At 45.3% G+C, this 23,296-nt stretch carries 24 protein-coding genes; 3 read left to right on the top strand and 21 right to left on the bottom strand.

From position 1 onward, the window contains the following. Window positions 1-12: 12 nt before the first annotated feature. From rfbA to JKK62_RS01345, 14 genes are all read right to left on the bottom strand, one after another. Window positions 13-894 carry a glucose-1-phosphate thymidylyltransferase RfbA gene (gene rfbA, locus JKK62_RS01410; protein WP_201426631.1) on the bottom strand — a complete coding sequence of 294 codons (882 nt, stop codon included), beginning with the start codon at window positions 892-894 and terminating at the stop codon, window positions 13-15. 9 nt (window positions 895-903) lie between these two features. Next, entirely contained in the window at window positions 904-1,488 is a 585-nt protein-coding gene (locus tag JKK62_RS01405; RefSeq protein ID WP_201426630.1) for an acyltransferase, read from the bottom strand. After that, window positions 1,485-2,975 (bottom strand): oligosaccharide flippase family protein, encoded by a 1,491-nt coding sequence (locus tag JKK62_RS01400; protein ID WP_201426629.1) that lies wholly within the window; start codon window positions 2,973-2,975, stop codon window positions 1,485-1,487. The genes JKK62_RS01405 and JKK62_RS01400 overlap by 4 nt, the downstream gene beginning before the upstream one ends. Beyond that, a complete protein-coding gene (locus JKK62_RS01395; protein WP_201426628.1) occupies window positions 2,962-4,023 on the bottom strand; it encodes an acyltransferase family protein in 1,062 nt (353 codons plus the stop codon). The genes JKK62_RS01400 and JKK62_RS01395 overlap by 14 nt, the downstream gene beginning before the upstream one ends. Next, window positions 4,007-5,248 (bottom strand): O-antigen ligase family protein, encoded by a 1,242-nt coding sequence (locus JKK62_RS01390; RefSeq protein WP_201426627.1) that lies wholly within the window; start codon window positions 5,246-5,248, stop codon window positions 4,007-4,009. Before JKK62_RS01390 ends, JKK62_RS01395 begins: the two co-directional genes overlap by 17 nt. A 14-nt stretch (window positions 5,249-5,262) precedes the next feature. Then, window positions 5,263-6,501 (bottom strand): glycosyltransferase family 4 protein, encoded by a 1,239-nt coding sequence (locus JKK62_RS01385; protein ID WP_201426626.1) that lies wholly within the window; start codon window positions 6,499-6,501, stop codon window positions 5,263-5,265. 4 nt (window positions 6,502-6,505) lie between these two features. Then, window positions 6,506-7,522 (bottom strand): glycosyltransferase family 8 protein, encoded by a 1,017-nt coding sequence (locus tag JKK62_RS01380; protein ID WP_201426625.1) that lies wholly within the window; start codon window positions 7,520-7,522, stop codon window positions 6,506-6,508. A 6-nt stretch (window positions 7,523-7,528) separates the two neighbouring features. After that, window positions 7,529-8,104: a dTDP-4-dehydrorhamnose 3,5-epimerase gene (gene rfbC / locus JKK62_RS01375; protein WP_201426624.1), complete on the bottom strand. Its 576-nt coding sequence runs from the start codon at window positions 8,102-8,104 to the stop codon at window positions 7,529-7,531. A gap of 10 nt (window positions 8,105-8,114) precedes the next feature. Beyond that, on the bottom strand, window positions 8,115-9,026 hold the full coding sequence (locus JKK62_RS01370; protein ID WP_201426623.1) for an NAD-dependent epimerase/dehydratase family protein: 912 nt from the start codon (window positions 9,024-9,026) through the stop codon (window positions 8,115-8,117). Between the two features lie 12 nt (window positions 9,027-9,038). Then, entirely contained in the window at window positions 9,039-10,094 is a 1,056-nt protein-coding gene (rfbG, locus tag JKK62_RS01365) for a CDP-glucose 4,6-dehydratase (protein ID WP_201426622.1), read from the bottom strand. 14 nt (window positions 10,095-10,108) lie between these two features. After that, the gene (rfbF, locus tag JKK62_RS01360) at window positions 10,109-10,888 is read right to left on the bottom strand and encodes a glucose-1-phosphate cytidylyltransferase (RefSeq protein ID WP_201426621.1); all 780 of its coding nucleotides are present in this window, start codon (window positions 10,886-10,888) and stop codon (window positions 10,109-10,111) included. A 19-nt stretch (window positions 10,889-10,907) separates the two neighbouring features. Next, window positions 10,908-12,152: a nucleotide sugar dehydrogenase gene (locus tag JKK62_RS01355; RefSeq protein ID WP_201426620.1), complete on the bottom strand. Its 1,245-nt coding sequence runs from the start codon at window positions 12,150-12,152 to the stop codon at window positions 10,908-10,910. A 12-nt stretch (window positions 12,153-12,164) separates the two neighbouring features. Further along, entirely contained in the window at window positions 12,165-13,211 is a 1,047-nt protein-coding gene (locus JKK62_RS01350) for an NAD-dependent epimerase/dehydratase family protein (RefSeq protein WP_279380589.1), read from the bottom strand. A gap of 648 nt (window positions 13,212-13,859) precedes the next feature. Beyond that, complete coding sequence (locus tag JKK62_RS01345) at window positions 13,860-14,807, bottom strand: D-2-hydroxyacid dehydrogenase (protein ID WP_201426619.1); 948 nt, start codon at window positions 14,805-14,807, stop codon at window positions 13,860-13,862. Between the two features lie 214 nt (window positions 14,808-15,021). Between JKK62_RS01345 and JKK62_RS01340 the strand changes: the two genes are divergently transcribed. From JKK62_RS01340 to JKK62_RS01330, 3 genes are read left to right on the top strand one after another with little or no spacing between them, the layout of a single operon-like run. Beyond that, on the top strand, window positions 15,022-15,444 hold the full coding sequence (locus JKK62_RS01340; protein ID WP_201426618.1) for a YtfJ family protein: 423 nt from the start codon (window positions 15,022-15,024) through the stop codon (window positions 15,442-15,444). Window positions 15,445-15,470: 26 nt separating this feature from the next. Next, window positions 15,471-15,863, top strand: coding sequence for a pyridoxamine 5'-phosphate oxidase family protein (locus tag JKK62_RS01335; protein ID WP_201426617.1), 393 nt, complete (start codon window positions 15,471-15,473; stop codon window positions 15,861-15,863). 50 nt (window positions 15,864-15,913) lie between these two features. After that, window positions 15,914-16,900, top strand: a complete 987-nt coding sequence (locus JKK62_RS01330; protein ID WP_201426616.1) for a carcinine hydrolase/isopenicillin-N N-acyltransferase family protein — start codon at window positions 15,914-15,916, stop codon at window positions 16,898-16,900. 112 nt (window positions 16,901-17,012) lie between these two features. Here the strand turns inward: JKK62_RS01330 and JKK62_RS01325 are convergent, their stop codons facing one another. The 7 genes from JKK62_RS01325 to JKK62_RS01295 all read right to left on the bottom strand — a co-directional run. Beyond that, window positions 17,013-17,534, bottom strand: coding sequence for a radical SAM protein (locus JKK62_RS01325; protein ID WP_201426615.1), 522 nt, complete (start codon window positions 17,532-17,534; stop codon window positions 17,013-17,015). 19 nt (window positions 17,535-17,553) lie between these two features. Further along, window positions 17,554-17,877: a radical SAM protein gene (locus tag JKK62_RS01320; protein ID WP_201426614.1), complete on the bottom strand. Its 324-nt coding sequence runs from the start codon at window positions 17,875-17,877 to the stop codon at window positions 17,554-17,556. A gap of 89 nt (window positions 17,878-17,966) precedes the next feature. Beyond that, complete coding sequence (locus JKK62_RS01315; protein ID WP_201426613.1) at window positions 17,967-18,188, bottom strand: hypothetical protein; 222 nt, start codon at window positions 18,186-18,188, stop codon at window positions 17,967-17,969. 41 nt (window positions 18,189-18,229) lie between these two features. Then, the gene (locus tag JKK62_RS01310; protein WP_201426612.1) at window positions 18,230-20,509 is read right to left on the bottom strand and encodes a SpoIIE family protein phosphatase; all 2,280 of its coding nucleotides are present in this window, start codon (window positions 20,507-20,509) and stop codon (window positions 18,230-18,232) included. Next, complete coding sequence (locus JKK62_RS01305) at window positions 20,506-20,802, bottom strand: STAS domain-containing protein (protein WP_201426611.1); 297 nt, start codon at window positions 20,800-20,802, stop codon at window positions 20,506-20,508. Before JKK62_RS01305 ends, JKK62_RS01310 begins: the two co-directional genes overlap by 4 nt. A 14-nt stretch (window positions 20,803-20,816) precedes the next feature. Continuing rightward, window positions 20,817-21,569: a triose-phosphate isomerase gene (locus JKK62_RS01300; protein WP_201426610.1), complete on the bottom strand. Its 753-nt coding sequence runs from the start codon at window positions 21,567-21,569 to the stop codon at window positions 20,817-20,819. Then, the coding region (locus JKK62_RS01295) for an MATE family efflux transporter (RefSeq protein ID WP_201426609.1) at window positions 21,569-23,296 on the bottom strand (1,728 nt) is incomplete at its 5' end. The genes JKK62_RS01300 and JKK62_RS01295, both read right to left, overlap by 1 nt.

Raw genomic sequence — 23,296 nt, 5'->3', positions numbered from 1 at the left:
CCCCTTAATAATTTATTTCAGTTTTCCTTCTGCCACTGATTTCAGATGTTCTCCATACGGAGATTTGCCGTACATCTCAGCAGACGCCATCAACTGTCCGGCGTCTATCCATTTATACCTGAAGGCAATTTCCTCAGGTGCCGAAACCATAACGCCTTGCTGTTCTTCAATCATATGAATATAATCCGACGCAAGCAGCAAGCTTTCCATGGTTCCTGTATCAAGCCACGCAAAGCCTCTGCTTAACAGCTTGACATTCAGACTATTCTCAGTCAGGTACATATCATTTAACGTGGTAATTTCCAATTCGCCTCTTGCGGACGGTTTTACTTCCTCCGCCATTTCGGCAACGCCTGACGGATAAAAATACAGGCCCGTAATCGCATAGTTGCTTTTCGGATTCTGCGGCTTTTCTTCTACCGAAAGAACATTGCCGTCTTTGTCAAAGTCAACGATTCCGTATCTCTCAGGATCCTTTACATAATATCCGAAAACTGTCGCCTTTCCGTTTTCAGCAGCTTTTTTTGCGTCATTCATCAGCCTGAAAAGGCCGTTGCCGTAAAAAATGTTATCTCCAAGAATCATGGCGCAGCTGTCGTCGCCGATAAAATCCTTACCGATAATGAACGCCTGGGCAAGTCCGTCGGGAGATGGCTGGACAGCATAGGACAAATTAACTCCAAACTGGCTTCCGTCACCCAACAGCGCTTCAAACCGCGGCGTATCCTGAGGTGTAGAGATAATAAGAATATCCTTGATTTCAGCCAGCATCAAAGTTGAAAGCGGATAATAAATCATAGGCTTGTCATAAACAGGCAAAAGCTGCTTGGATGTAACCTTCGTCATAGGATAAAGCCTCGTACCGCTGCCTCCCGCAAGAATTATACCCTTCATATTATCGACCTAACACCTTTCCCATTCATTTGTATCAAAATTATATTTTTTTATCACTCTCGCAGGATTACCTGCAAGCAGACAATCACTCTTAAATGATTTGGTCACTACACTTCCCGCACCGATAATACAGTTATCACCTATCTCGACGCCGGGAAGAACAACAGCTTTTTCCCCAAGGAAACAGTTTTTACCGATTTTTGTCGCTTTTCTTATCATAGGCTGAGCTTCATACCGCTTTCCGCACTCGGGATCCATTCCATGTTCCGAATCTCCGATAAAGCAGTATCCGGTTATCAAGGTATCTTCACCAATCTCAACTCTGTTACAACAACTGATTGTAATATTTCTGCCTATAAAAACATTGTCACCGATAATCAATTCCGGTTCAAGCTTTTCTCCGGAGATATTCTCAAAACACATCAGTCTTGAGTACGGTGAAATTCTGGTATGCGTACCTAACCTGATATGTTTTCCGCCGCCAATCTGCGCATGCTCGCGGATATAGGAACCCTTGCCGAATTTAACGCCCTTTCTGGCAAATGAATTTCCGAAAAAGACCTTTAGAATGATTGCTTTAATCAGTTTTTTCATTTTTTCTTTCTCCTGAATTTTAATAACAAATTTCTGATTATATTTCTGATTGTTTCTTTGTCTTTATAAATAAACAACAGATATACAGCCGAAAGTGAGATATAAACAAAAGCACCCACAAGAACTTCTATCAGCAGTGTAAACAATGAATCGGAAATGAAAAGCGTAACAAGTCTGACAGAAAAATACATTGCAATACCGATGATAACAAACGGCACAGCCAATACAAACGCTTCTTTCCAATCTATCTGTTTTCTGCAAATCAAGGAAATCAGCACCAAAGAAATAGTTTCTGAGAGGATCGAGCCGATAACCACTCCGTATACTCCTAACGGTCCGAGAAGCAGCATGGAAACAGCAACATTCAGTACCGCGGAAATTATTGTGATTATCATATACTCTTTGTCCTTGTGCATGGGAATGAGTATCTGTGTTCTCACAACGTCCGCAAGAGCGACTATGAGAATAGTACTGCTCAGCATATTAATGATTCCGACGCACTCCAGAAAGCTTTCTCCGTAGTATATGTTTACAAACAGATCTCCGACAGACAACAGTCCGAAAATTGAAGCAAACGAAATGAAATAAATGAACAGCAATGAAAACGTCCTGTATTTCTTTGCTTCGGATAATTCATTCCTGCTGATAAAAACACAAGCCCGCGAATACATGACGGTACTAATTACTGTTGCAATTGTTCTGGGTACAAGAACAATCTTGTTTGAATATTCATAATACGCGACATTCTCCTTTGTAGAGAATATGCCAAGGAGCGTTTTGTCAAAAAACGTAAACAACAAGGTTGCAACAGAAGCGATAAACAGCACCATCAACGGAGATATTTGCATTTTGCAGTCCGCAAACGAAAAACGGATAGGTTTTACGTATTTAAAAGTGGGCGGAAGAAGTACCACCATTCCGAGCAATATGGACAAAGCCATTATCAGGGTATACTTCCAGAGGTCGTCCGGACTCTTTACAAACAGGAAAATAAGTACGAATTCCGCGGCTTTAACAATAGTGTTACGGATCACCACGCCATTGAATTTTTCTATTCCGTAATAGAACCAAGTAATGTCAAAAAAAGCAGAAAGAACATAAAAACCCTGAAGCAGGAAAACAACCCTGTCATTGCCGCCGCAGGCAAACGCAAAGACCATATATGCCGCAAAGACAAAAGCGGATACAACGGCATGAACCGTAAATAAGCTCCAGTATACCTTCCTCAGCTCAATGACGTTTCCTTTTTTTTCAGCGATTATTCTTTGACCGTATTTTGAGATTCCCAAATTTGCAAGAACCACAAATATTTGTCCGATAGAATAAGAATATGAATACACGCCCAAGGCGGTATCGCCCAGCGTTCTTGTCAGATACGGCGCCAAAACTAACGGCAGAACAAGAATGAGCACTTGATATATAAACTGAAAGGATAGATTCTTTTTTACGGAATCTCCCTGTATTTTTTCCGGGCTATTTTGTTCCATTGTTGAGGTGCCCCTCCTTTATTTGACGCTTCTTATTAAAATAAGAATTAATCGGTTTTTCAATCCATCTGTTTATTGAATAAGCCAACAAAATTGAAACAACAATCGGTATTATCAATACGAATTCGCCAAAAGCCTGATCGTACCCTATCGTTTTAATGATTGCACATCCTATATTCTGATGAACCAGATATAGCGGGTACGAAATTCCTGCAATAAATGTGAACGGGTGAATTATTTTGTTGACGATTTTATTGCCGGTCTGCCCCTTAGAGGACAGGCATACCGTCACTATCAGAAAAGCAAAAGCTAATATGATAAAAATAAAATACTCTAATCCCAGATGTCTCCATAAATAATAAAACGACAGGAGAATCTCAAAATAAATAAGTATTCTCTTCCATCTTTTCATTTTTGTTTCAAGCAAGAAATAAACCAAATATCCCAAAATAAATATCGGTCCATATTTTGCAATCATGAATTTATCGACGAATTTTCCGACAACATCGATATTTATAAAATCCCTTATAATTAAAATAAACAACCATACCAACGATATCTGCGGAATAATCTTTTTCTTCTTGAATACGATAACAGCCAAAGCAGTAAACAAGTAGAACAGCAGTTCATATTGCAAAGTCCAATATACTCCGTCTACAGGCGCGACTCCGAAAAAGGATTCGAGCATTGTGAAGTTGATGGCAAAATCAATCCATGATACAGCTCTTTCGGGAAGAAAGAAATATGTAATAATACCCGTCAAAATCAGCGCGACCCAATACGCGGGAAACAGTCTGAGAAACTTTTTAAAGCAAAACAATCGAAGCCCTGTTGACTCCTTCGTGTATTTGATTGAAAAATACCCGCTCAACATAAAGAAAACAGAAACACCCATGTATCCAAAAGATACTTGTACCGGCCATGGATTATCCTGATTGATTACTTCAAAAAACCTGAAAGTGTAGTGATACAGAAGGACCAGCAGGCACGCTACTCCGCGCACAAAATCCAGATTCAGATTACGAGTGTTATTAATGGCTTTTTTCATTTACTCTCTCCAAAGAATTATGATTTGCTCTTATCATTTCAAGCTTATTCATATTAGAAATCAAAATTAAAATCAGAAACAAGCCAACACCTGTAATTGAACCTGATATATGAATGATCAGCTGAATAAAAAGCAGTAAACCGTAATCATAGCCCAACACGGAATCAGACTCCGATTTAAAAATTGAATATACAAAAAATACGCCGTAAGAAATCAAAGAGATCAGTCCGCCCTGATACAAAAGGGTCAATATTGCGTTATGGCAATGGCTGAACGCGAGAGCGTATCTTGTCAGACCAAATGTCGTCGATGTCTGAACTCCATATCCGAAGAACGGCGACCGGGAGATATCCTGCAGCGCGTATCCCCATAAGAGCGTTCTGTTTGATAATGACAAGTCTTTTCCCAGAACGCCTTCAATCAGCCATGAAAAATTATTCTGAATATTGAAAAATACAATAAGAACAGAAAAGCAAACGCCGATAACAGCCATGTTTCTAGGGTTAATATGAGTTCTTATTACTTTCAAATTTTTTAACAGGAGCAAAACAATTATGGCTATTACAGAAACCAGCAGCGTAGTTGAATGTGAAAGAATCGCTGTAACAAGGCTCAAAACTGACGGAAACAGCAGCGGAAATCTGCCTTTTTTCTGCATCAAATAATTGAGCGTCATTGAAAATGCGTAATAAGGAATTATCAGGTTACAGATGCTGTTCTTAAATCCCCAAAACCATACGTATAATGAATCCGCACCCAAATAAACAATTCTGTCCATCGGGATTCCGCCGGGAAATACCACAAGAGTGATCAAATTAATTATTACAATGATTTCCAGCCAGCCCTTCATTACCTTGCATAACAGAACCGGACACTTGTTTAAAAAAATCTCAGCGCCTACATAAAAGCAAAAGAAACCGCCCCATGCCGATAAAAATGAGCTGATTGAGGCGTGCTGAATAATCGTTGAAAAGAACAGCGAACAGATGCATATAAAAAACAATACCGTGGGAAGTGTGATTTGCTTTTTGAAGCTCCTGTAAAAAAACAATAAAAGACTGGTTCCGCACGCGGCAATTCTCCAATAATACAGAATGACGTCAAAAAAGAACGCAAAGCTTGAGGAGTACTGCAATCCTGTGGGAAATAAAAACGGTGCCAAAACAAACAGCATCAACAGGGTTTGTTGAAGTTTTGATACCGATATTCTTATACCATTGTCCATATATATTGCTCACCTCAATTAAATAACTTGCCAAGCATTGAAAAATGCATCTCCGGAGTATATTCGGTTTCAACTTTTTTTCTTGCGTTTTTTCCGAATTCGACCACTTTGTTACCGGATAATATTTCCATTACCTTATCAGCCAGATCCTCTGGATTTTTAGGCTCAAAAAGAAGCCCGGTTCCATGATCTTCCACAATCTCCGAAAAACAACCTATGTCGGAAGCTATAACAGGTTTTCCGTAGGCATACGCTTCCAGTACAGTATTAGGCATATTTTCGTACCATATTGCCGGACACAACAAACAAATGCATTTTGAAATCAGTTCGGCAAGCTCGCTGCCTCTTTTAAATCCGACAAACTCAACCCTCTCTGCCAAGCCGTTATCTTCAATCAGTTTTTTTATTTCGGAATCGCGCTCGGTCAACTCACCCGTAATCTTTAATTTCAGATCCGGATATTTCTTTAAGTATTTCATTGCCTCGACTGCATACTTCGCTCCTTTTTCAGGCACAAGCCTTCCCAGAAACAGAAGATATCCTTCATTTGAATAATCGGGAACAATCTTTTCCGAATCAATAAACGTATTGATTTTTACGATTTTTGAGGCGTCAAATCCACCCTCAATGAGTTTTTTTCTCGTAAACTCAGTTGGTGTGACAAAATAGTCGACATACTTGTACAGGTCGTGCGATCTGTGATATTTCATCGACCGGCATCTTATGACGGAAGCCGCCTTTGAACCGTGATAACATCTGTTTTTAATGCCGTTATTGAGATCTCCGCCAAGGCATAGTTCGCATACATCTTCGCCCATCAGAAAATCATTTCTGGGACATACAAGGTTAAAATCCGATATTCTGTGTACAACCTTCAGGCCTCTTTTTTTTGCCGCCTTAAAGATGCTCGGCGAAAGCGTGTTGATTACCTGAAGCGCATACAGCACTTTGGGATTTTCTTTATCAATCAGTTCGTTAAGATTCTTTACCGCTTCTTTATTATAAAAAGCGCCGCGCAGAGTCTTGTAAACAGAGGAAGGCGTTTTTTTGATCTGGTCGTAATAAACGCTGTCCCCGCCGCGGCTGCTTATAAAATACTTTGAATATTCCGAAGGCTTATTCTGTGAATAATTTACGGAAAACGGAACCGGCTCATAACCGATCCTCTGACAGTTCTCCATAAACTTGAACATATACACTTCCGGTCCTCCGGAAACATAATATCTGTAATTTGCAACAATAATCTTATCCATCAGGTCAATCACCCTTCATATTTTTATCACGGATACTGATTCTTTTCTTCGGATACCAGACTGCATGCAGATAAGACATAATTGAAATCATAAGAGGTCTCGGACAGATTTTGCACAGAACAGTCATTATCTTCTTTTTCTTCTTTCTGTCGTCCTTGCGGTACGGCTCGTCCTTCCATTCCGATATTGACTTATAATGTCTGTATTCAGGCGTAAAAGGGTGATTATCCTTTATTTGCCACGGTCTTGTTCCGGAAATAAACACAGGAGTGAAATGAACAACTACCGGATCTGTTACGGCCTCGTTGTATTCCTCAGCGCTCAGGTGATGTTCGGGTTTTCTCAATCGCATCAGCTCATCGAACGAGAAATCAAAGAACACTCTTTGGGCGTTATATATCGGAGACAATTCATATATTTTGTTTTTGCTTCCCAGAATTCCGTTAAGCGGAGCCTGATCCATATATGTGAGGTCACCTTTTCTCTGAGAGATAAACTCAGTAAATTCTTTTTCGGTTCCCTCTTCTCTCCATTTTTTCAAATCAATAAGCATGAAGCCGTTATTGATGTATACAGTTCCCGGATCACAGCCGATTTCTATGCGGTAGAGATCGCTTCTGCAGTCGTCCGCTCCTGCAACGGAGCATTTTCCCAAATCAAGGTTGTATACGTCATCAAGCGGCTTGCGAACGATCATATCGCAGTCGATATAAATTACCCGGTCAATTTCCCTTGGCAGTATTGATGACAGATAAAGCCTGAAAAAAGTACCGATATTCCATCTGCCGACATATATCTGTGTGTTTGCAATCTTCTCCAGATCGATCTTTGGTACAAACACTAATTCGCGCATATATTTTTTCGCGGTTTTCTGCAGTCTTTCTTTATTTACTTCGGAAATATTATTGTCTATAATAAAAACCGTTATCTTATCAACACTTTTGTTATTCTCAAATAATGACGTAATGGATATTCCGCATATTTCCGCATAAGAATCACTGCTTGAATATACTATATTCATAGTAACTCATCTCCGATTTATTATTTTTTTATAATCAGAGAAGCTCATCAGCTTCTTATCCTTTTCACTGATTATAAGATTTTCCTCGCCGCCGATGAGTTCAAAAGGCCACTTGATTCCGATATCGGGATCATTGTACATAATCCCGGAATCACCCTCACCGTAGAATACCTCGCCGCACTTGTAGCTCACTACGGAATCCTCAATTACAAGATAGCCGTGACCGAAATACTGCGGTACAAGCAGACAGTTCATGTTTTCTCCTGTAAGGTCAAAACCTCTCCATTGTCCGAAAGTAGGAGAATCGGGACGCAAATCAACAATTACGTCGTATACATGGCCGCTGACGCAGCGAACGAGCTTCGCCTGCTGCTTAACAAGCTGAAAATGAGTGGCTCTGATTACGCCGCGCTTTGATATTGTATAAAAGACCTCCTTCAGCTCATGGTCGATGCCGTTTGCCTTGAAGGTATCTATGTTGTAATCCTTGACAAAACCGCCTCTGTTATCATCGGCAAAGAAAGGCTTTATCAAATAAGCTCCTTTAAGCTCAAGCTCCTGAAAATCAAATTTCTGTACCATTTTTCCTCCGTCAGATCGTTTTCAGCCAATCCATTGTCATTTTTGTTCCCTCTGCAAAGCTGACCGCCGGCTTAAAGCCTGTATCCTTCTCGGTATTCTCCGTGCTGAAGGTTTCAAGCGGCATATTAGTGCCCGTAAACGGTACGTCGCCAAACAGCGGAACAGTATCGGGAGCAAGAGCCTGCTGCATCTCGTAAATGAATTCCTTCAGCGGCTTGGCGTTTCCGCTTCCAATCATATATTCACAGAACGGCTTTCCGTTTTTCGCGATAAGATAAAACGCGTTTGCGACATCGGTAACATACACAAAATCATAATTCTGAGTTGCAGCCGTAAACTGCAGCGGCTCGTTATTGATAATCTTGCGGATAGTTGTATTAACAAATCTCGGCGACAGCTCGCCTGCTCCGTAAGCATTGGTTATCATCGGCCATACAAGGTCGATACCGATATTTGCCGCAACAGCTTTACTCATGCAATGCGCTATGTGCTTGCCCATACCGTAAATATAACCCATACCGGGTCTGCTTTCCTGGGTATGAACAGCTGCCTCGACTTCATACTCCATAATACTTCCGGCGCATACAAACCTTGTGCAGCCAAGCTCCTTTGCAGCTTTTACGCATTCAACGGTCGTAAGCGCGTTTTTCATCTGAAGCTCATAATCAATACGCGCCGTACCAGCGGAACCCGCCCATGCAAAATGAACGAAGGTGTCATATTTATCCGCGGTGACAGCCGCCTTCAGATTTTCGGTATTGTTGATGTCACACTGTAAGTAGGTCAGGTTCTTGTGCTCTTTGAGTCTGTTCGGTTTTTCGGAAATATCGATTGCAAGTACGTTCATTCCCTCTTCAAGGAACTTCTGAACCGTATAGCTGCCGACAAAACCGTCTGCTCCCGTAATAATGACGTTTTTCATGGATAGCTCCTCCTACAAATCAAAGAATTCTTCTATCTGTCTGTCCATGCAGACCCTCACATCTTCATTATTCAGCCAGCACTTGCTCCATTCCACAACCTTTTCTATGGCCTTGTCAAGGTTCCAGCGCGGATGCCAACCGAAGGTCGTTTTTAATTTGGAACAATCCAGTTTCAGGAAATTTGCTTCATGAGGGCCGCCGTCATAACGGTTAATCCACTTCATGCCGTCGCCCCAGTGCTTAATAAACAAATCGACAAGCGCGCCTGTTTCAAAGCAGTCGCTGTCATCGGGACCAACGTTATAATACCCAGCAAAGCGATTATCTTCATATTGCTTTGCGGCTATCATCAGATAAGCGAACAGCGGCTCAAGGACGTGTTGATAAGGTCTTGTAGAAAAAGGATTCCTTACGATAATATCTTCATGCTTTTGTGCTGCTCTGATGCAATCGGGAATGATCCTGTCATTCGCGAAATCGCCGCCGCCGATAACGTTTCCTGCGCGCGCAGTAGATACAGCCACTTTGCCGTCACTGAAAAAGCTGTTTTTATAGCTGTGCGTTACAAGCTCAGAGCATGATTTTGAATTCGAATACGGGTCAAATCCGTCCAGCTCTTCGTTTTCACGATAGCCCCATGCCCATTCCTTATTCAGATAAACCTTGTCGGTAGTAACATTCAAGAAAGATTTTACACAATCGCTGTTTCGTACGCATTCAAGGATATTTACCGTGCCCATGACATTTGTCTCATATGTATAGGCAGGCTCCTTATAACTGTCGCGGACAATAGGCTGAGCTGCAAGATGAAGAACTATTTCGGGCTGCGCCTTGTCAAAAGCGGCCTTAAGGCTTTTATAATCCCTGATATCGCCGATCACTGAGGTGATGTCGCTCGCGATACCTGCAATCTCAAACAGAGAAGGCTCTGTCGGCGGATTCAGCGAATAGCCCGTTACGACCGCGCCTGCACCCGAAAGGATCTTGCAGAGCCACGAACCCTTAAAGCCTGTATGCCCTGTGACGAACACGCTTTTACCTTTGTAAATACTTAAGTCAAATTCCATATTGTCCTCCGCAATTATTTCCAAAGCTTCCAGGGTGCCCTGCCTTCATTCCAGAGCTTTTCAAGCTGCTGTTTCTCCCTGAGGGTATCCATACACTGCCAATAGCCCTTGTGTGTGTACGCGCAAAGCTGATTTTCCTCAACCAGCCTGACCATCGGCTCCTTTTCGAACACTGTGGAATCATCATCTATATAGTCAAATAACTGAGGCTCATAAACCATAAAGCCAATATTTATCAGATCGCCGTCCAGATCGCTTTTTTCTCTGAAAGCTCCGACAGTACCATCAGGCTGAACCTCAAGAACGCCTTTGTTCTGTCCGAAATTATAAACAGAAACGGTTCCGATCTTTCCCATAGTCTTATGATACTCAATCAGTTCCTTGATATTGATATCTCCAACCGCGTCGCCGTAGGTCAGAAGGAAGGTTTCGTCACCGATATATTCCCTGATACGTTTTACCCTGCCGCCTGTCTGGGTGTTTAAACCCGTATCAACAACTGTCACCTTCCAGGGTTCGGCTTTTCTGTTGTGAACAATCATTTCATTCTGACCGTTTGTAAAGTCAAACGTGACATCAGAGGTATGCAGAAAATAATCCGCAAACCATTCCTTGATATAGTGTTGCTTGTATCCCGCGCAAATAATAAACTCATTGATTCCGTAATATGAATACGTCTTCATTATGTGCCACAGTATCGGCATACCGCCTATTTCAATCATCGGCTTCGGTTTGAGCACAGATTCTTCTGAAATACGGGTACCAAAACCTCCTGCTAAAATCACAGCTTTCATAATTGCACAGCTCCTATTGTTAGTCTCTTCTAAACAGATCTCTCGTATAAACCTTTTCTTTTACATCGTCCAGACAGCTGTCATAACGGTTTGCGATGATCGCCTGCGACACAGCTTTGAACTTCTCAAGATCATTTACAACCTTGCTGCCAAAGAATGTGGAACCGTCTTCAAGCGTAGGCTCATATACGATCACAGTCGCGCCCTTTGCCTTTATGCGCTTCATTACTCCCTGGATAGAGCTTTGACGGAAGTTATCGCTGTTGCTCTTCATGGTCAGGCGATATACGCCGATAATAACCTCTTTTTCCTTCGCCCTGTCATAGCTGGCGTCGGCTCCGTAAGCCCCTGCGATTTCAAGCACTCTGTTGGAAATGAAATCCTTCCTCGTCCTGTTGCTCTCAACAATGGCTTCAATCAGGTTTTCGGGAACCTCGGCATAATTCGCAAGAAGCTGCTTGGTATCCTTTGGCAGACAATAGCCGCCGTATCCGAATGAAGGGTTGTTGTAGTGTGTTCCGATTCTCGGATCAAGACATACGCCCTCGATGATCTGCTGAGTATTAAGGCCCTTCATCTCCGCGTATGTATCCAGCTCATTAAAATAGCTGACACGCAGGGCAAGATAGGTATTCGCAAACAGCTTGACCGCTTCCGCTTCGGTAAAGCCCATAAATAAGATTTCTATATCCTTTTTAATTGCCCCGTCCTGTAAAAGTCCCGCAAAGGTATGGGCTGCATCAACAAGTCTCTCATCGGCCATATCCGTTCCGACAATTATGCGGCTGGGATAGAGGTTATCGTAAAGCGCCTTTGATTCTCTGAGAAACTCCGGGCTGAAAATAATGTTTTTGCTTCCTGTCTTTTCTCTGATCGACTTGGTATATCCGACAGGAATGGTGGATTTAATAACCATTATCGCGTTGGGATTGTACTGCATTACCAGCTTTATAACAGCCTCAACCGCCGAGGTATCAAAATGCTGCGTCTTGCTGTCATAATTGGTAGGCGCTGCAATCACTACGAAATCGGCGTCCTTATAGGCCGCTTCCGCGTCTAATGTCGCCGTTAAATCAAGTTCCTTTTCTGCGAGGTACTTCTCTATATAATCATCCTGAATCGGAGACTTTTTCCTGTTGATAAGCTCGACTTTCTCAGGAATGATATCCACTGCATAAACCTTGTTATGCTGTGACAGCAATGTGGCAATCGACAATCCGACATAGCCTGTTCCCGCGACCGCAATTGTATACTTACTATCCATTTTCGACCATCCTTACATATAGAACTCTTTGTACCACTCTGCAAACTTTCTCAAGCCGTCACGCAACGATGTACTTGGCTTGAAGCCGTAATCTCTCTCAAGAGCGTCTGTATCGGCAAATGTAATCGGCACATCGCCCGGCTGCATGGGAACAAGCTCTTTGTGAGACTCAAAGTCATAGTCCCCGGGAAGCACGCCCGCGCGGACAAGTTCCTCAGACAGAATCTGTACGAAATCAAGCAGATTCTCCGGCTGATTGTTGCCGATGTTGTAGACTGCATACGGAGGAACGGGCAGACCGTCCTCACCGTTTTTCTTTTCGGGCGCACCCTGCATTACCCTGACAACGCCCTCGACGATATCGTCTACAAAGGTGAAGTCACGCTTGCAGTTGCCGAAATTGAAAATCTTGATTGTTTCTCCGTTAACAAGCTTGTTGGTAAAACCGAAATAAGCCATATCAGGGCGTCCCGCAGGACCGTAAACCGTAAAGAACCTAAGTCCCGTTGACGGAATGTTGTAAAGCTTTGAATAGGCGTGAGCCATCAGCTCGTTGGACTTTTTTGTTGCCGCATAAAGTGAAACGGGATTATCCACCTTATCGTCGGTAGAGTAGGGAACCTTCTTGTTTGTACCGTAAACCGATGAACTTGAAGCATATACCAGATGCTCGACAGGATAATTACGGCAAGCCTCGAGAATATTGAAAAATCCAACCAAGTTGGATTCTATGTACGCGTCAGGATTGGTGATCGAATAGCGCACACCTGCCTGAGCGGCGAGATTTACAACAACATCCGGTCTGTATTTTTCAAACACAGCTTCGATCAGCTCTTTGTCCGCAATATTCCCTTTTATGAATGTGAAAGAATCATTCCTGCTCAGCTCGTCGAGGCGATACTCCTTAAGCCTTACGTCGTAGTAATCATTCACGCTGTCAATACCGATTATCTTCGCCGTGGGTACATCAGCCAGCAATCTTTTCACCAGATTTGCGCCAATAAAGCCTGCGGCTCCGGTAACTATTATTGTTTTGTTATTCAAATCAATGTGATTCATCAAAGCACTTCCTAACCGGTTGTATCAACAAAATGAGATTGACCATTCTCACCACAAAACAACCCTGTATAACATCTTAGAAAACCCTAAAAAACGGTCGTTTTGACCTTTTACGACCAAAGGGTATTCCTCTCCTCTTAGCATAACGATGATATCATTACGGTTCCCAAAAGTCAAGGATTTTCAAGCAAATCATGAGGTCATGAGCGCATTTTTGTCATTTAGGACTAACATCAATTTTTTTATTAACTTTTTTTTGTTATACAATCGCTATCAGTCGCTTTATCGGTCACAAGCAGAATATGTCAATTCTCTCTGTGCGCGCCTGAATCGGGATCGTAATCAGTCTTTTCCAAAACAAAAACGCCATGCAGCAACAGGCGTTCAAGAAAGACCTACATTAGCAATATACGTGATTTTCTTTTTAGAATCGCTTTGTCCTAAAACATCTATATGTATATTTTATCAAAAAATTCGACGAATAGCAATAGGGAGCCCCATAAAATAAGCACTTATTCCATTTTGTCCAAAAACCGTAATACAACCTCAGGCATTTAATATCACCTGCACATATGTCAGCAAAAGCCTTATCCCAAACAACGCCGCAAACGCAGAAAAAGCCCGCGAAATTGCGGGCTTTCCACGTTATCAGCTGACTACATTCATGGGGTTGCCGTCCAGAAACGCGCGGATATTATTTGCTACAATCCCCATCAGCCTCTGTCTGGTCTCAACAGGCGCCCATGCGATGTGCGGAGTAATAAGGCAGTTTCCTGCGCCCATTAGAACACAATCCTCCTCCATAGGTTCGACACGCAGCGTGTCGATACACGCTCCGCCGAGGTGACCGCTTTCCAGCGCTTCAGACAAGTCGCGCTCTACCATCACGCCGCCGCGCGCGGTGTTGACAAACAGTGCGCCGCGTTTCATTTTCGCAAATGCCGAACGGTTAAACATATCCTTTGAATCGGCATTGAGCGGACAATGAACTGTAACTATATCGCTTTGTTCCAAAAGGGTATCAAAGACGACCTGCTCTACCCCGTCGACAGATTTCCTGCTTCGGTTACAGGCGAGCACGCGCATCTCAAATGCGTTTGCGATTCTTGCAACCGCCTGACCAATGGCTCCAAGGCCGACGATGCCGAGCGTCTTTCCCGCCAACTCGCTGAGCGGATATACAAAGGGTGAAAAAGTCGGACTGCGCTTCCACAAGCCGTCCTGAACATATTGATTGTACTGTGCGACGCGGTTAAAATGCTCCAGAATCAGCGCAAAGGTATGCTGGGCAACCGCGTTTGTCGAATATGAACCGGCGTTGCATACGATAATACCATGCGCGCGGCAGTATTCCACATCGATATTATTGAAGCCTGTAGCAAACAGCCCGATATATTTCAGCTTTTTTGCAAGGCGCATGCTGTGAGCATCCATCACCGTTTTGTTACAGATGACAATATCCGCGTCGGCTATTGCCTCGGCGACCTCCTCATACCGCAGCAGGCCATACTCCGTTACCTCGCCGAATTCCTTGAGACAATCCGCGCTCACAAGACTGTCAACGACGGTCTGCGCGTCAGGTAATACGATTTTCATGAAGCAACTCTCCTTTGCAAAATATTACTGTCTATTATTTTATCATAGTCAGATATTATAAGCAACACAAATATCACCCTTTGGTTTTTTTCAATAACCTCCGTATTTTAGCTGCGGTTTATAGACAAGCGGTTTATAATCTGTTATTATAAAAAAAGAGATGACACAGAGGTGAAAAGGCATGAAAAAGCTGCTATTGATTTTACTGTGCGCAATGACATGTTTTGTTCTGTTTTCATGTAAAGAGAAGGACGGTGAACCCGATATGACTGAACCGAATAAAACGATTTCCGTTACCTTTGTCAATGATGTTGAAAAAGCCGATATCTGGATTCTTCCGCAGACAGAAGAGAACCGCAAAACCTCCTTATGGGGCACGGCAACAATTTCCAAGCTGGATTCGGGAGATAAAAGAACGGTTGAAATAAGCAGCTTTGACGAGGGCAAATACATCGTCAGAATCATCGACTCCGACCATGCCTTCTATTCCGCGGACGACATGATTCTCGGCGACAACTGTACAATTCATTTCAAAAGCGATGAAACGAAGTATGAATCCTCAATAGTAGTCCTCGACAAAGACGGGAAAATTTTATACTCAAAAGAAGCGTTCCAAGGCGTATTCGGAGCGTATTAAAAATATCAGAATAAGGAGATGTTCTTATGAGCAAGGTAAGCGATTTCTTAAATGAAGCAGGCGTATTCTTTATGGCGACCGCAGACGGCAATCAGCCAAAGCTCCGTCCTCTCGGGGCACACATGGAGGCTGACGGCAAAATCATTTTCGGTGTGGGCGATTTCAAGAACGTGTACAGACAGATGAAGGCAAATCCTCTTGTAGAGATCGTTGCCTGCAAGCCCGACGGTCATTGGCTCCGCTACACGGGAAAGGCGGTTTTTGAAACCGACGGCAACTATGCCGATCAGATGATCAAGGCGGCAGGACTTGAAAAAATCTACAACGAACAGACAGGCAACAAGCTGATGACCTTTCATCTCGAAAATGCCTCCGCGGTAGATATCCCCGTAATGGGCGAGGGAGAAAACCTCATGTAAAATATTACTCTTCAGATTACCGTGTTATCATTATAGCAGGGTGATGAAAAATGTCTGAAACAAATAGAATTTCAAAAAAGAGAATCATAAAAATCACAGCGCTGAGCCTTGCCGCATTACTGACGGCAGGCATCATCACGGCAGCATTTATTCTGTACGGACGCATTGCCAGCATACTGAGCGTCAGAAATGTTGCCGACGAGCTTTACACAATGAACTTCCAACAGGACTATCATCTTGACAAAGCGCTGTCATCGGAAATCAAAAGCAAAAACGACCTGATGAAGTTCATCTGCGACGATATGTTTTTCGGGTATCAGATGAAGTCAGGCCCGATAAGATACGCGTGCAGCGCTTTCAGCACGGAGACTCCCGATGTAGAACATCTGGTCGGCAGGAATCTCGACTTCAACAGCATTGAAACGCTCTCGCTCTATACTCACCCCGACGGCAGCTACGCTTCCATCGCCTCCGCCGACGTCAGCATCGCTGGAATCGGCAAATATCAGGGCGTGCCTTTTTCGAGCGCTGAAGGAAAGATCGCCCTTCTCGCGTCGCCGTATCTCTGTGTAGACGGCATGAACGAAAAAGGACTCAGCGTTTCCATTCTCGACGTCGATATGGGCGAGCTGCATCAGGATACGGAGAAGCCCGATTTGTTTATGCTTGTCGCGGTACGTCTGCTGCTTGACCGTGCCGCTGATGTCGATGAAGCCGTCGGACTGCTCAGGCAGTATGACATACATTCGGGACACGGCTGGACACAGCACCTGTTCATAGCCGACGCGGGCGGAAAGTCCGTTGTCGTCGAATGGGAAAAGGATAAGATGAACGTAGCCGACAGTCACGCCTGCACCAATTTTGCTCTCTCGTCAAAGGACGCGCAGGAGAATCCGACGGAGATGTGCCTCAGGTTCAATACCATAAATGAATGGCTGGAGAAAAAGCCCGAAAACTCCGCACAGGACGCGATGGAGCTTCTCAGAAACGTCAGCGTATCCTTTACCCAGTGGTCATGCCGTATTCCACCTCGATGATTTTTCGGTAGATTACGCGATAGACTGCGATTACGGAAAGATTTACACGCTTCGTCCCGACGATTTTTAACTCGGTGATGCTATGCGTATGACCGTGCCTGCCGCCAAAGCGCTATTTCAGATGTTGAGCGCCGATTAATAACAACAATGAAAATGCTCCCCGAAGGGAGCATTTTTTCATAAATCCGTAAGCGCGGGAAATAAACGTCAGTCTGCCGCGGTAATCGTGATGAATCTTAAGACCCGTCAGGCAGGCGCATTTTGAAGGAACACCGCCCAGATATTCCGTCCGCACAACAGCGCCTCCTACCGCGATAAGCCTGTTTTCCTTTGTGTCCTCGGCGATAAGGATATGCGCGCTGTCGCCGTCGGCAAGCCACCACTTGTCGTAAATCAGCCTGTTTTCTTCCTTAAGTCGGTCGTACAGCCTTGTGTTCGGGAACGGCAGCAGATGATTGAACGCCGCGGTATAGAAATTGTGTTTTTTTGAAAACTGCAGCGCCTGCTCAACCGTTCTTTCGTCGTCGTTGTCGTAGCCGAACACAAACGTCGCGTAAATTCCTATATCCGCGTCGTGCACTCGCTTCACCAGCTCATCGCGCTCGCCGAGAGCATAGTTGAAGGACTTGTTCATCTGTTGCAAATTAGCTTTATCAAGGCTCTCGAACCCTATCAGAATAATCTCGCAGCCGTTTTTTCATTGCGCGCAAAAGCTCGGGATCCTTCGCCATGGAAAGCGTACCCTGTCCTGCCCACTTTATTTTCAGCGGCTCAATACGTCGGAAAAGCTCGATCGCGTTTCTACTGTTCGCGACAAGATTGTCGTCCACGAGGAAGAAGTATTTATACGGTGAGGCTTTGATATCCGCTTCGATAAGCTCGTGACTTCTCGCGTGGTAACGGCTGCCGTAGAACCGCGAAATCGAGCAGAATTCACAGTTGTGATTGCAGCCGCGCCCTGTTTCGACGAGCGACACAGGCAGGTATTTTTTTCGGTGAAAATGCTCTTGTCAGGTCTGACAGAATATTTGCCGACGCCGCCGATATATCTCTTTTGCAGCCTGCCCTATCTGTCCAGATCGCTGTAAAGCCGCGTCCCGGGATACGGAGTAAGCACTGCAAAGCGGCACAAATAAAGCCCGATCGTGTCGACGCGCTCAAAAATTCCCTTTGGAACCAGCGAGTACAGAACCGCCAGCGTCATTGAAGGGTAAGACAGCATTCCCGAGAATTTTCCGCGGTAGGACAATTCGTCCTCGTTCCACGCGTGTATCATCAGTAGCTTCATTTCATCACCTGCTTAACTTTTTCCCCGGGAGAATCTGTCGATCATTCCGTTTTGTTTCTGTTGCGTTTCTTTATTATTTTCAGGATATTCTGACCGTTTGAATACTCATAAAGCAGCTTATCGCTGAACTTTCTGACAAGCATAATTCCCAGACCGCCTTCTTCGCCCTCTTCGATCTTGCTTATATCGGGTTCAGGCACGTTGAGCGGATTGAACGGAATTCCGCTGTCGGTGAAGGTGATCTCAGCCTCGTCGTTTTTGGGATCAAACGAAAAGGCTACCTTCATCATGCCGTTGTCTTTGTCGGGATAGGCGTAATAGACAATGTTTGAGCAGATGTCATCGGCAATCACGCAAATCTGAGTTGCAGAGCGCATGTCAAACTTCGAAGCGTCGAGCAGCTCTTCAAGAAAGGCATTGATCTCGCTGAGCTTTTCGACCTTCGCCTCAACGGTGATTTCTCTGTACAGGCGCATACCGTTGAACACAACGGCAAGCATCGTGATATCATCTGTCTGGGTTGCGCCGTTTGAATACAGCCTTAAATCCTTGTGAACCATTTCGCAGATCTCACGCGAGGACAACGGGCTATGAGCATTAAGTGCAGTTCGCAGCCTGTCGTCGCCGTACAGCTCGTCAGATGTATCGACCGCTTCCGTTACGCCGTCGGTATAGAGAAACAGCGCGTCGCCGCTGCAGAGCTTAAGCTCTCTTCGGGTGTAAGGAACGCTCTCCTCTCCCGCGACAACAAAGTCCGGTCTTTCTCTCACAAACTCAAAGCCTGTGCCGCTTCGGCGTATCAGCGGCTTGCAGTGACCCGCGTTTATATACGACACTAATCCCTTATCGGTGTCGAGAATACCGAACCACAGGGTCACAAACATATCGGCTTCGTTATCCTCGCACAGCGCGTTGTTGGCGATGCTAATAATCTCATCGGCGCTGCGGTTTGCCTGAGCAAGAGATTTGATGATGGTCTTAGCCTTCATCATGAACATCGCGGCGGGAATACCCTTGTCGGACACGTCCGCGACAAGGAAAGCAAAGTGTGTGCTGTCTATGAAAAAGAAGTCATAGAAGTCGCCGCCGACTTGCTTTGCTGGGTTCATTGAAGCGTAAACGTCAATATCGTGCCTGTTGGGATAAGGCGGAAAAACATTCGGCAGAGCTGAGGTCTGGATCGCCCGCGCGAGCTCAAGCTCCTTGTAGAAGCGTTCGGATTCTCTGGCTATGTACCCCTTAAGCGAGGATACGGTGGTGTTGATGCCGTCTGAGAGCTGCCTGAACTCCAGATTATCCTTTACGTCGATCTCAACGTCCAGGTTTCCGCCCGTAATCTCTGAAAGCTCGCTGTTTATTTTCCCGATGTTGTCAACGATCAGCCGCTTTGTAAGGCCATTGACGCGCAGGAAAACGATTACCAGCAGCAAAAGCATCAGGAACATTGAAACCAAAATGATGATGTACAGACTCAGCATGACCTCGTTCTTCAAGATTATCGACACGGCGTAGTAGCCGTCAGCCTGCTGATAAATCGCGCAGTATTCGGTTCCCTGCAGATTGACCTGGAGCAGGCTGTTTTCGGGCGCGGCTGAGAGCAGTTTTTTAATATCCGACTGCGTCAGCTTATTATTTTTTTCCGTCCTTATCTTCTCCGGAGGACTGATAATTGTACCGTCCTGGTGTACGATCAGGTCGCAGCCGTTCTTTCCCACGGTCTTGAAGCTGCAGACGCTTTCCATTATACCGTCAGTCTGCGGATAATACGTAGAGGAATCGAATATGACCACCATCACCGCTCCGTTACCCAGTGAAGCGGCTACGTACTTTTCCCAGTTTCCGGATTGAAAATCCTCCGAAGGGATATCCGAGATGCGGCAGCTGCCCTTTTGCGTATCCGAAAGCTCTCTGTGGTACCCGCCAATTACAGAATCCTCCGGAACGGTGGTATTTATCTTGCTTTTGTCATCAGACATTATAACAGTGCCGTTTTCGTCGATAACATACCACTGCGGAGATCCCCAATACTCCAAAGTGGAGGTAATAAATTCTTCGTCGGGCAGTTTGGAGTCATACATGAACATACTCTTCACCGCGTCAAATATGAAATCGGAATTATATACGACCTCTTCCTTGATCTCCGAAAGCTGCGGCGAGAGAATATCCAGCACCGACAGATTCTTGAGAAGCGGCGTAATCAAGGCGATAAAAGCCATTGAAAACAGCATTATAAACGCCGTGACCGTGAGCAGCTTCCGTCTGAATACAATAGGCAGTCTTTTTTCTTTATTACCTGTTCTGACCGTTTTTTCTCTCTTCATATCAGATTCAGGAATGCGGAAAAGCCTGTGGATTCAAAAATATCGAGAACCGTTCCCGTCGCGTGGCTGATGAGCATGGTTTTACTTGCTCTGACGCGCTTGTGCGTCGAGTGCATTACGCGAAGTCCCGCGGATGAGATATACACCAGTTTTTCCATATTGATTTCAACCGTATCGTATTCCTCAAAGGCGGCTTTCAGTTCCGCGTCGAGCTGAGGAGCCGTAACTGTGTCGAGCTTTCCGTCAAGAAATAATATCAGTTTGTTTCCGTCGGCTTGTTTTGTAATATTCATAACACTTCCTCCGATTATCCTATTGTATTTATCACGTTGACGAACTCGTCAGCCGTTATATTTTTGCTGTCCCAAAATACGCCGTCTATGATTCCGCTCTCAAAATACGACGCGAGCTTTTCGGTGCTCAGCATACCGCCGTAGAACAGCGGCATCTCGATCGGGAAACCCGGAAGAGCTTCCGTTACCGCCCTGCGAATTGTTCTGAACATAGAGAGCGTGTAGTCCCCGTCAGCGGTATAGCCGCCCGTGAAATCCCAAAGCGGGCGGTAGATAGTGCCGATCCTGTAGTGCGCCTCGTAGGGTATCCTCGAGTAGCCTGTCTTGATCTGACGGGCGATTTTCTCTGCCGCTGTGCCGTTCTCCGCCATTTCGCGTGTTTCGCCGACGCAGAGCATGGATTTGAAGCCGAGGTTGAGAATGGTTTCGAGGTTATCGCGTGTCATTTCGTCGGTTTCGCCGAGGAAATAACGACGGTCTGCAAGTCCCGTAATCGCCATATCAGCGCCGATTTCCTTTAGCTTTCCGGGCGTCAGCTCATTTGACACGGGAGTTACAGAAAAGCTCTGAGAGGAAATCTTGACGAGCTTTCTATCGGGGATTGCCGCACACACCGCCTCAAGCGAAACAGCGGGCACAAATACGAAGAGCATGATCTCCTCTTCCCTCTCAAACTGCTTTGTGCGCTCACAGAGATAATTTATTTCCTCGATGATCTGCGGAGTGGTTTTTTCCTGTGTGAAGTTATAGCAATAAAACTTAAGCATCATTTCCTCCCAATCTTAATCAGCATATTATTCAGTCCCAGCGCGCGGGTGTAGCTCACCTTGTCCGCCAGGGTTTTTATCATTTTCAGGTTCGTGAATTCTTCCTCTGTATCCTCAACCGTTGCAGGATCGAAGGCCTCTCCGTCGTCCCTCACAGAAAGAATGATTTCCGCGTCTGTGATACGGCAGATCAGATCGATCCGCGGCTGCTTTTCGCCGCCGTTGAACAGCCTGATGTGCTCAACGGTCTCCTCAGCGAGAATGCCCGCGTAGTCGGCTGATTTGCCCGTTACGCCGTTCTCGCCGCAGAAGGCTATAATCATGTCCGCGATACCGGCAGCCTGTTCCTCGTTCGGGCGAAGGCTCGCATCGAAGAGCACGCTGTGTTCGGTCTGCCTTTCGTGCAGAAGGATACCTGTATACTTGTCCTTTTTGACGCGGTAAACGATAAAGCAAACCAGGAAGGTAATCGCCGCCGTCAGCGCTTCGGAGAACACAAACGCCCAGCTTGTGCCCGAAATACCGAAGCTGTAGGAGAGAAAGTATGCGAGCGGAACGGTAATGACGATTCCGCGCAGAAAGGTAGTGATTACGGAAATCGCCTTTTGCTTTGTAGCCTGCAGGTAGTTCATCGTAACGTAGCACACACCCATTCCTATCAGGCTGAGCGAGAATATCCGCACCGCGGGAATTCCCATTGCCACGCGCTCGGCGCTCGTGACCGAGAACATCGCGAGCAACAGATTCGGAAACAGCAGGATAAATGCGATAATCACCGCGCATGCCGCGCTGACAAACAAAAATGTTTTCCGCAGTACGATATCAATACCCTTGTAGTCGCGCTCACCGTAGAGCAGGCTGACGATCGGAGTCATCGTGTCGCTGCCGCCCGAAACAAACATCGAGATAAAGGTTACGGTGAAGTTGCACACCGAGAACACAGCCATTCCGTCGGCGCCCGTTGCTCCCAGTACAATGCGGTTGAGCAGGATCGCCTTGACGAAAAGCAAAATTGTGTTGACGACCGACGCGATGCCGCTGGTACTCAGCTCGCCGAGATACCCGAAATCCTTTCCCTTGACCGCGACAAATTTCAGCGTCCGCTTTTTGAAGAAAATCAGATAATACAGCTCCATTATAAAGCCGACCACATAGCCCGTTACCGTCGCCAGCGCCGCGCCCGAGGTGTCCATCTTGAATACTCCCATGTAAACCAAGTCCATCAGGAGGTTGACGGCGTTGGAAACAAGCAGAATATTTGCCGAAAACTTCGGCATTCCGTCCACGCGGATAATAAACACGAGGTACGGCACCACGATCATAAACACCGAACCGAAGATATTGAACAGAGCGTAGTGCTTTACGTAGTCATACAGCGCCGCGTTGCTGCAGAGCACCGAGGTTATCGGGTCAATCAGAAGTATTCCCAATATCGTAACTATTACCGAAACCAGCACCGACGCCGCGAAGGACAGCGTAAACAGAGCGATCGCCTTGCGGTTGTCGCGCTGTCCCTTCGCGATGGAAATGCTTATCGCGCCGCCGATCCCGAACAGGAAGAACAGCGCCTGCATAAAAAGCACAACAGGCTCGGCCAGATTTATCGCCGAAAACGCGTCGTCACCGACAAGCGCCGAGACGATGATTCCGTCCACGAACGAGGCGAGCAGAATCGACATTGAGCTTATGATGGTGGGAAAAAGGTATTCATTGAACTTCTTCCCGAG

It is taken from the genome of Ruminococcus difficilis, from assembly GCF_016680995.1.
This window is presented reverse-complemented; position numbering and strand designations above follow the sequence as displayed.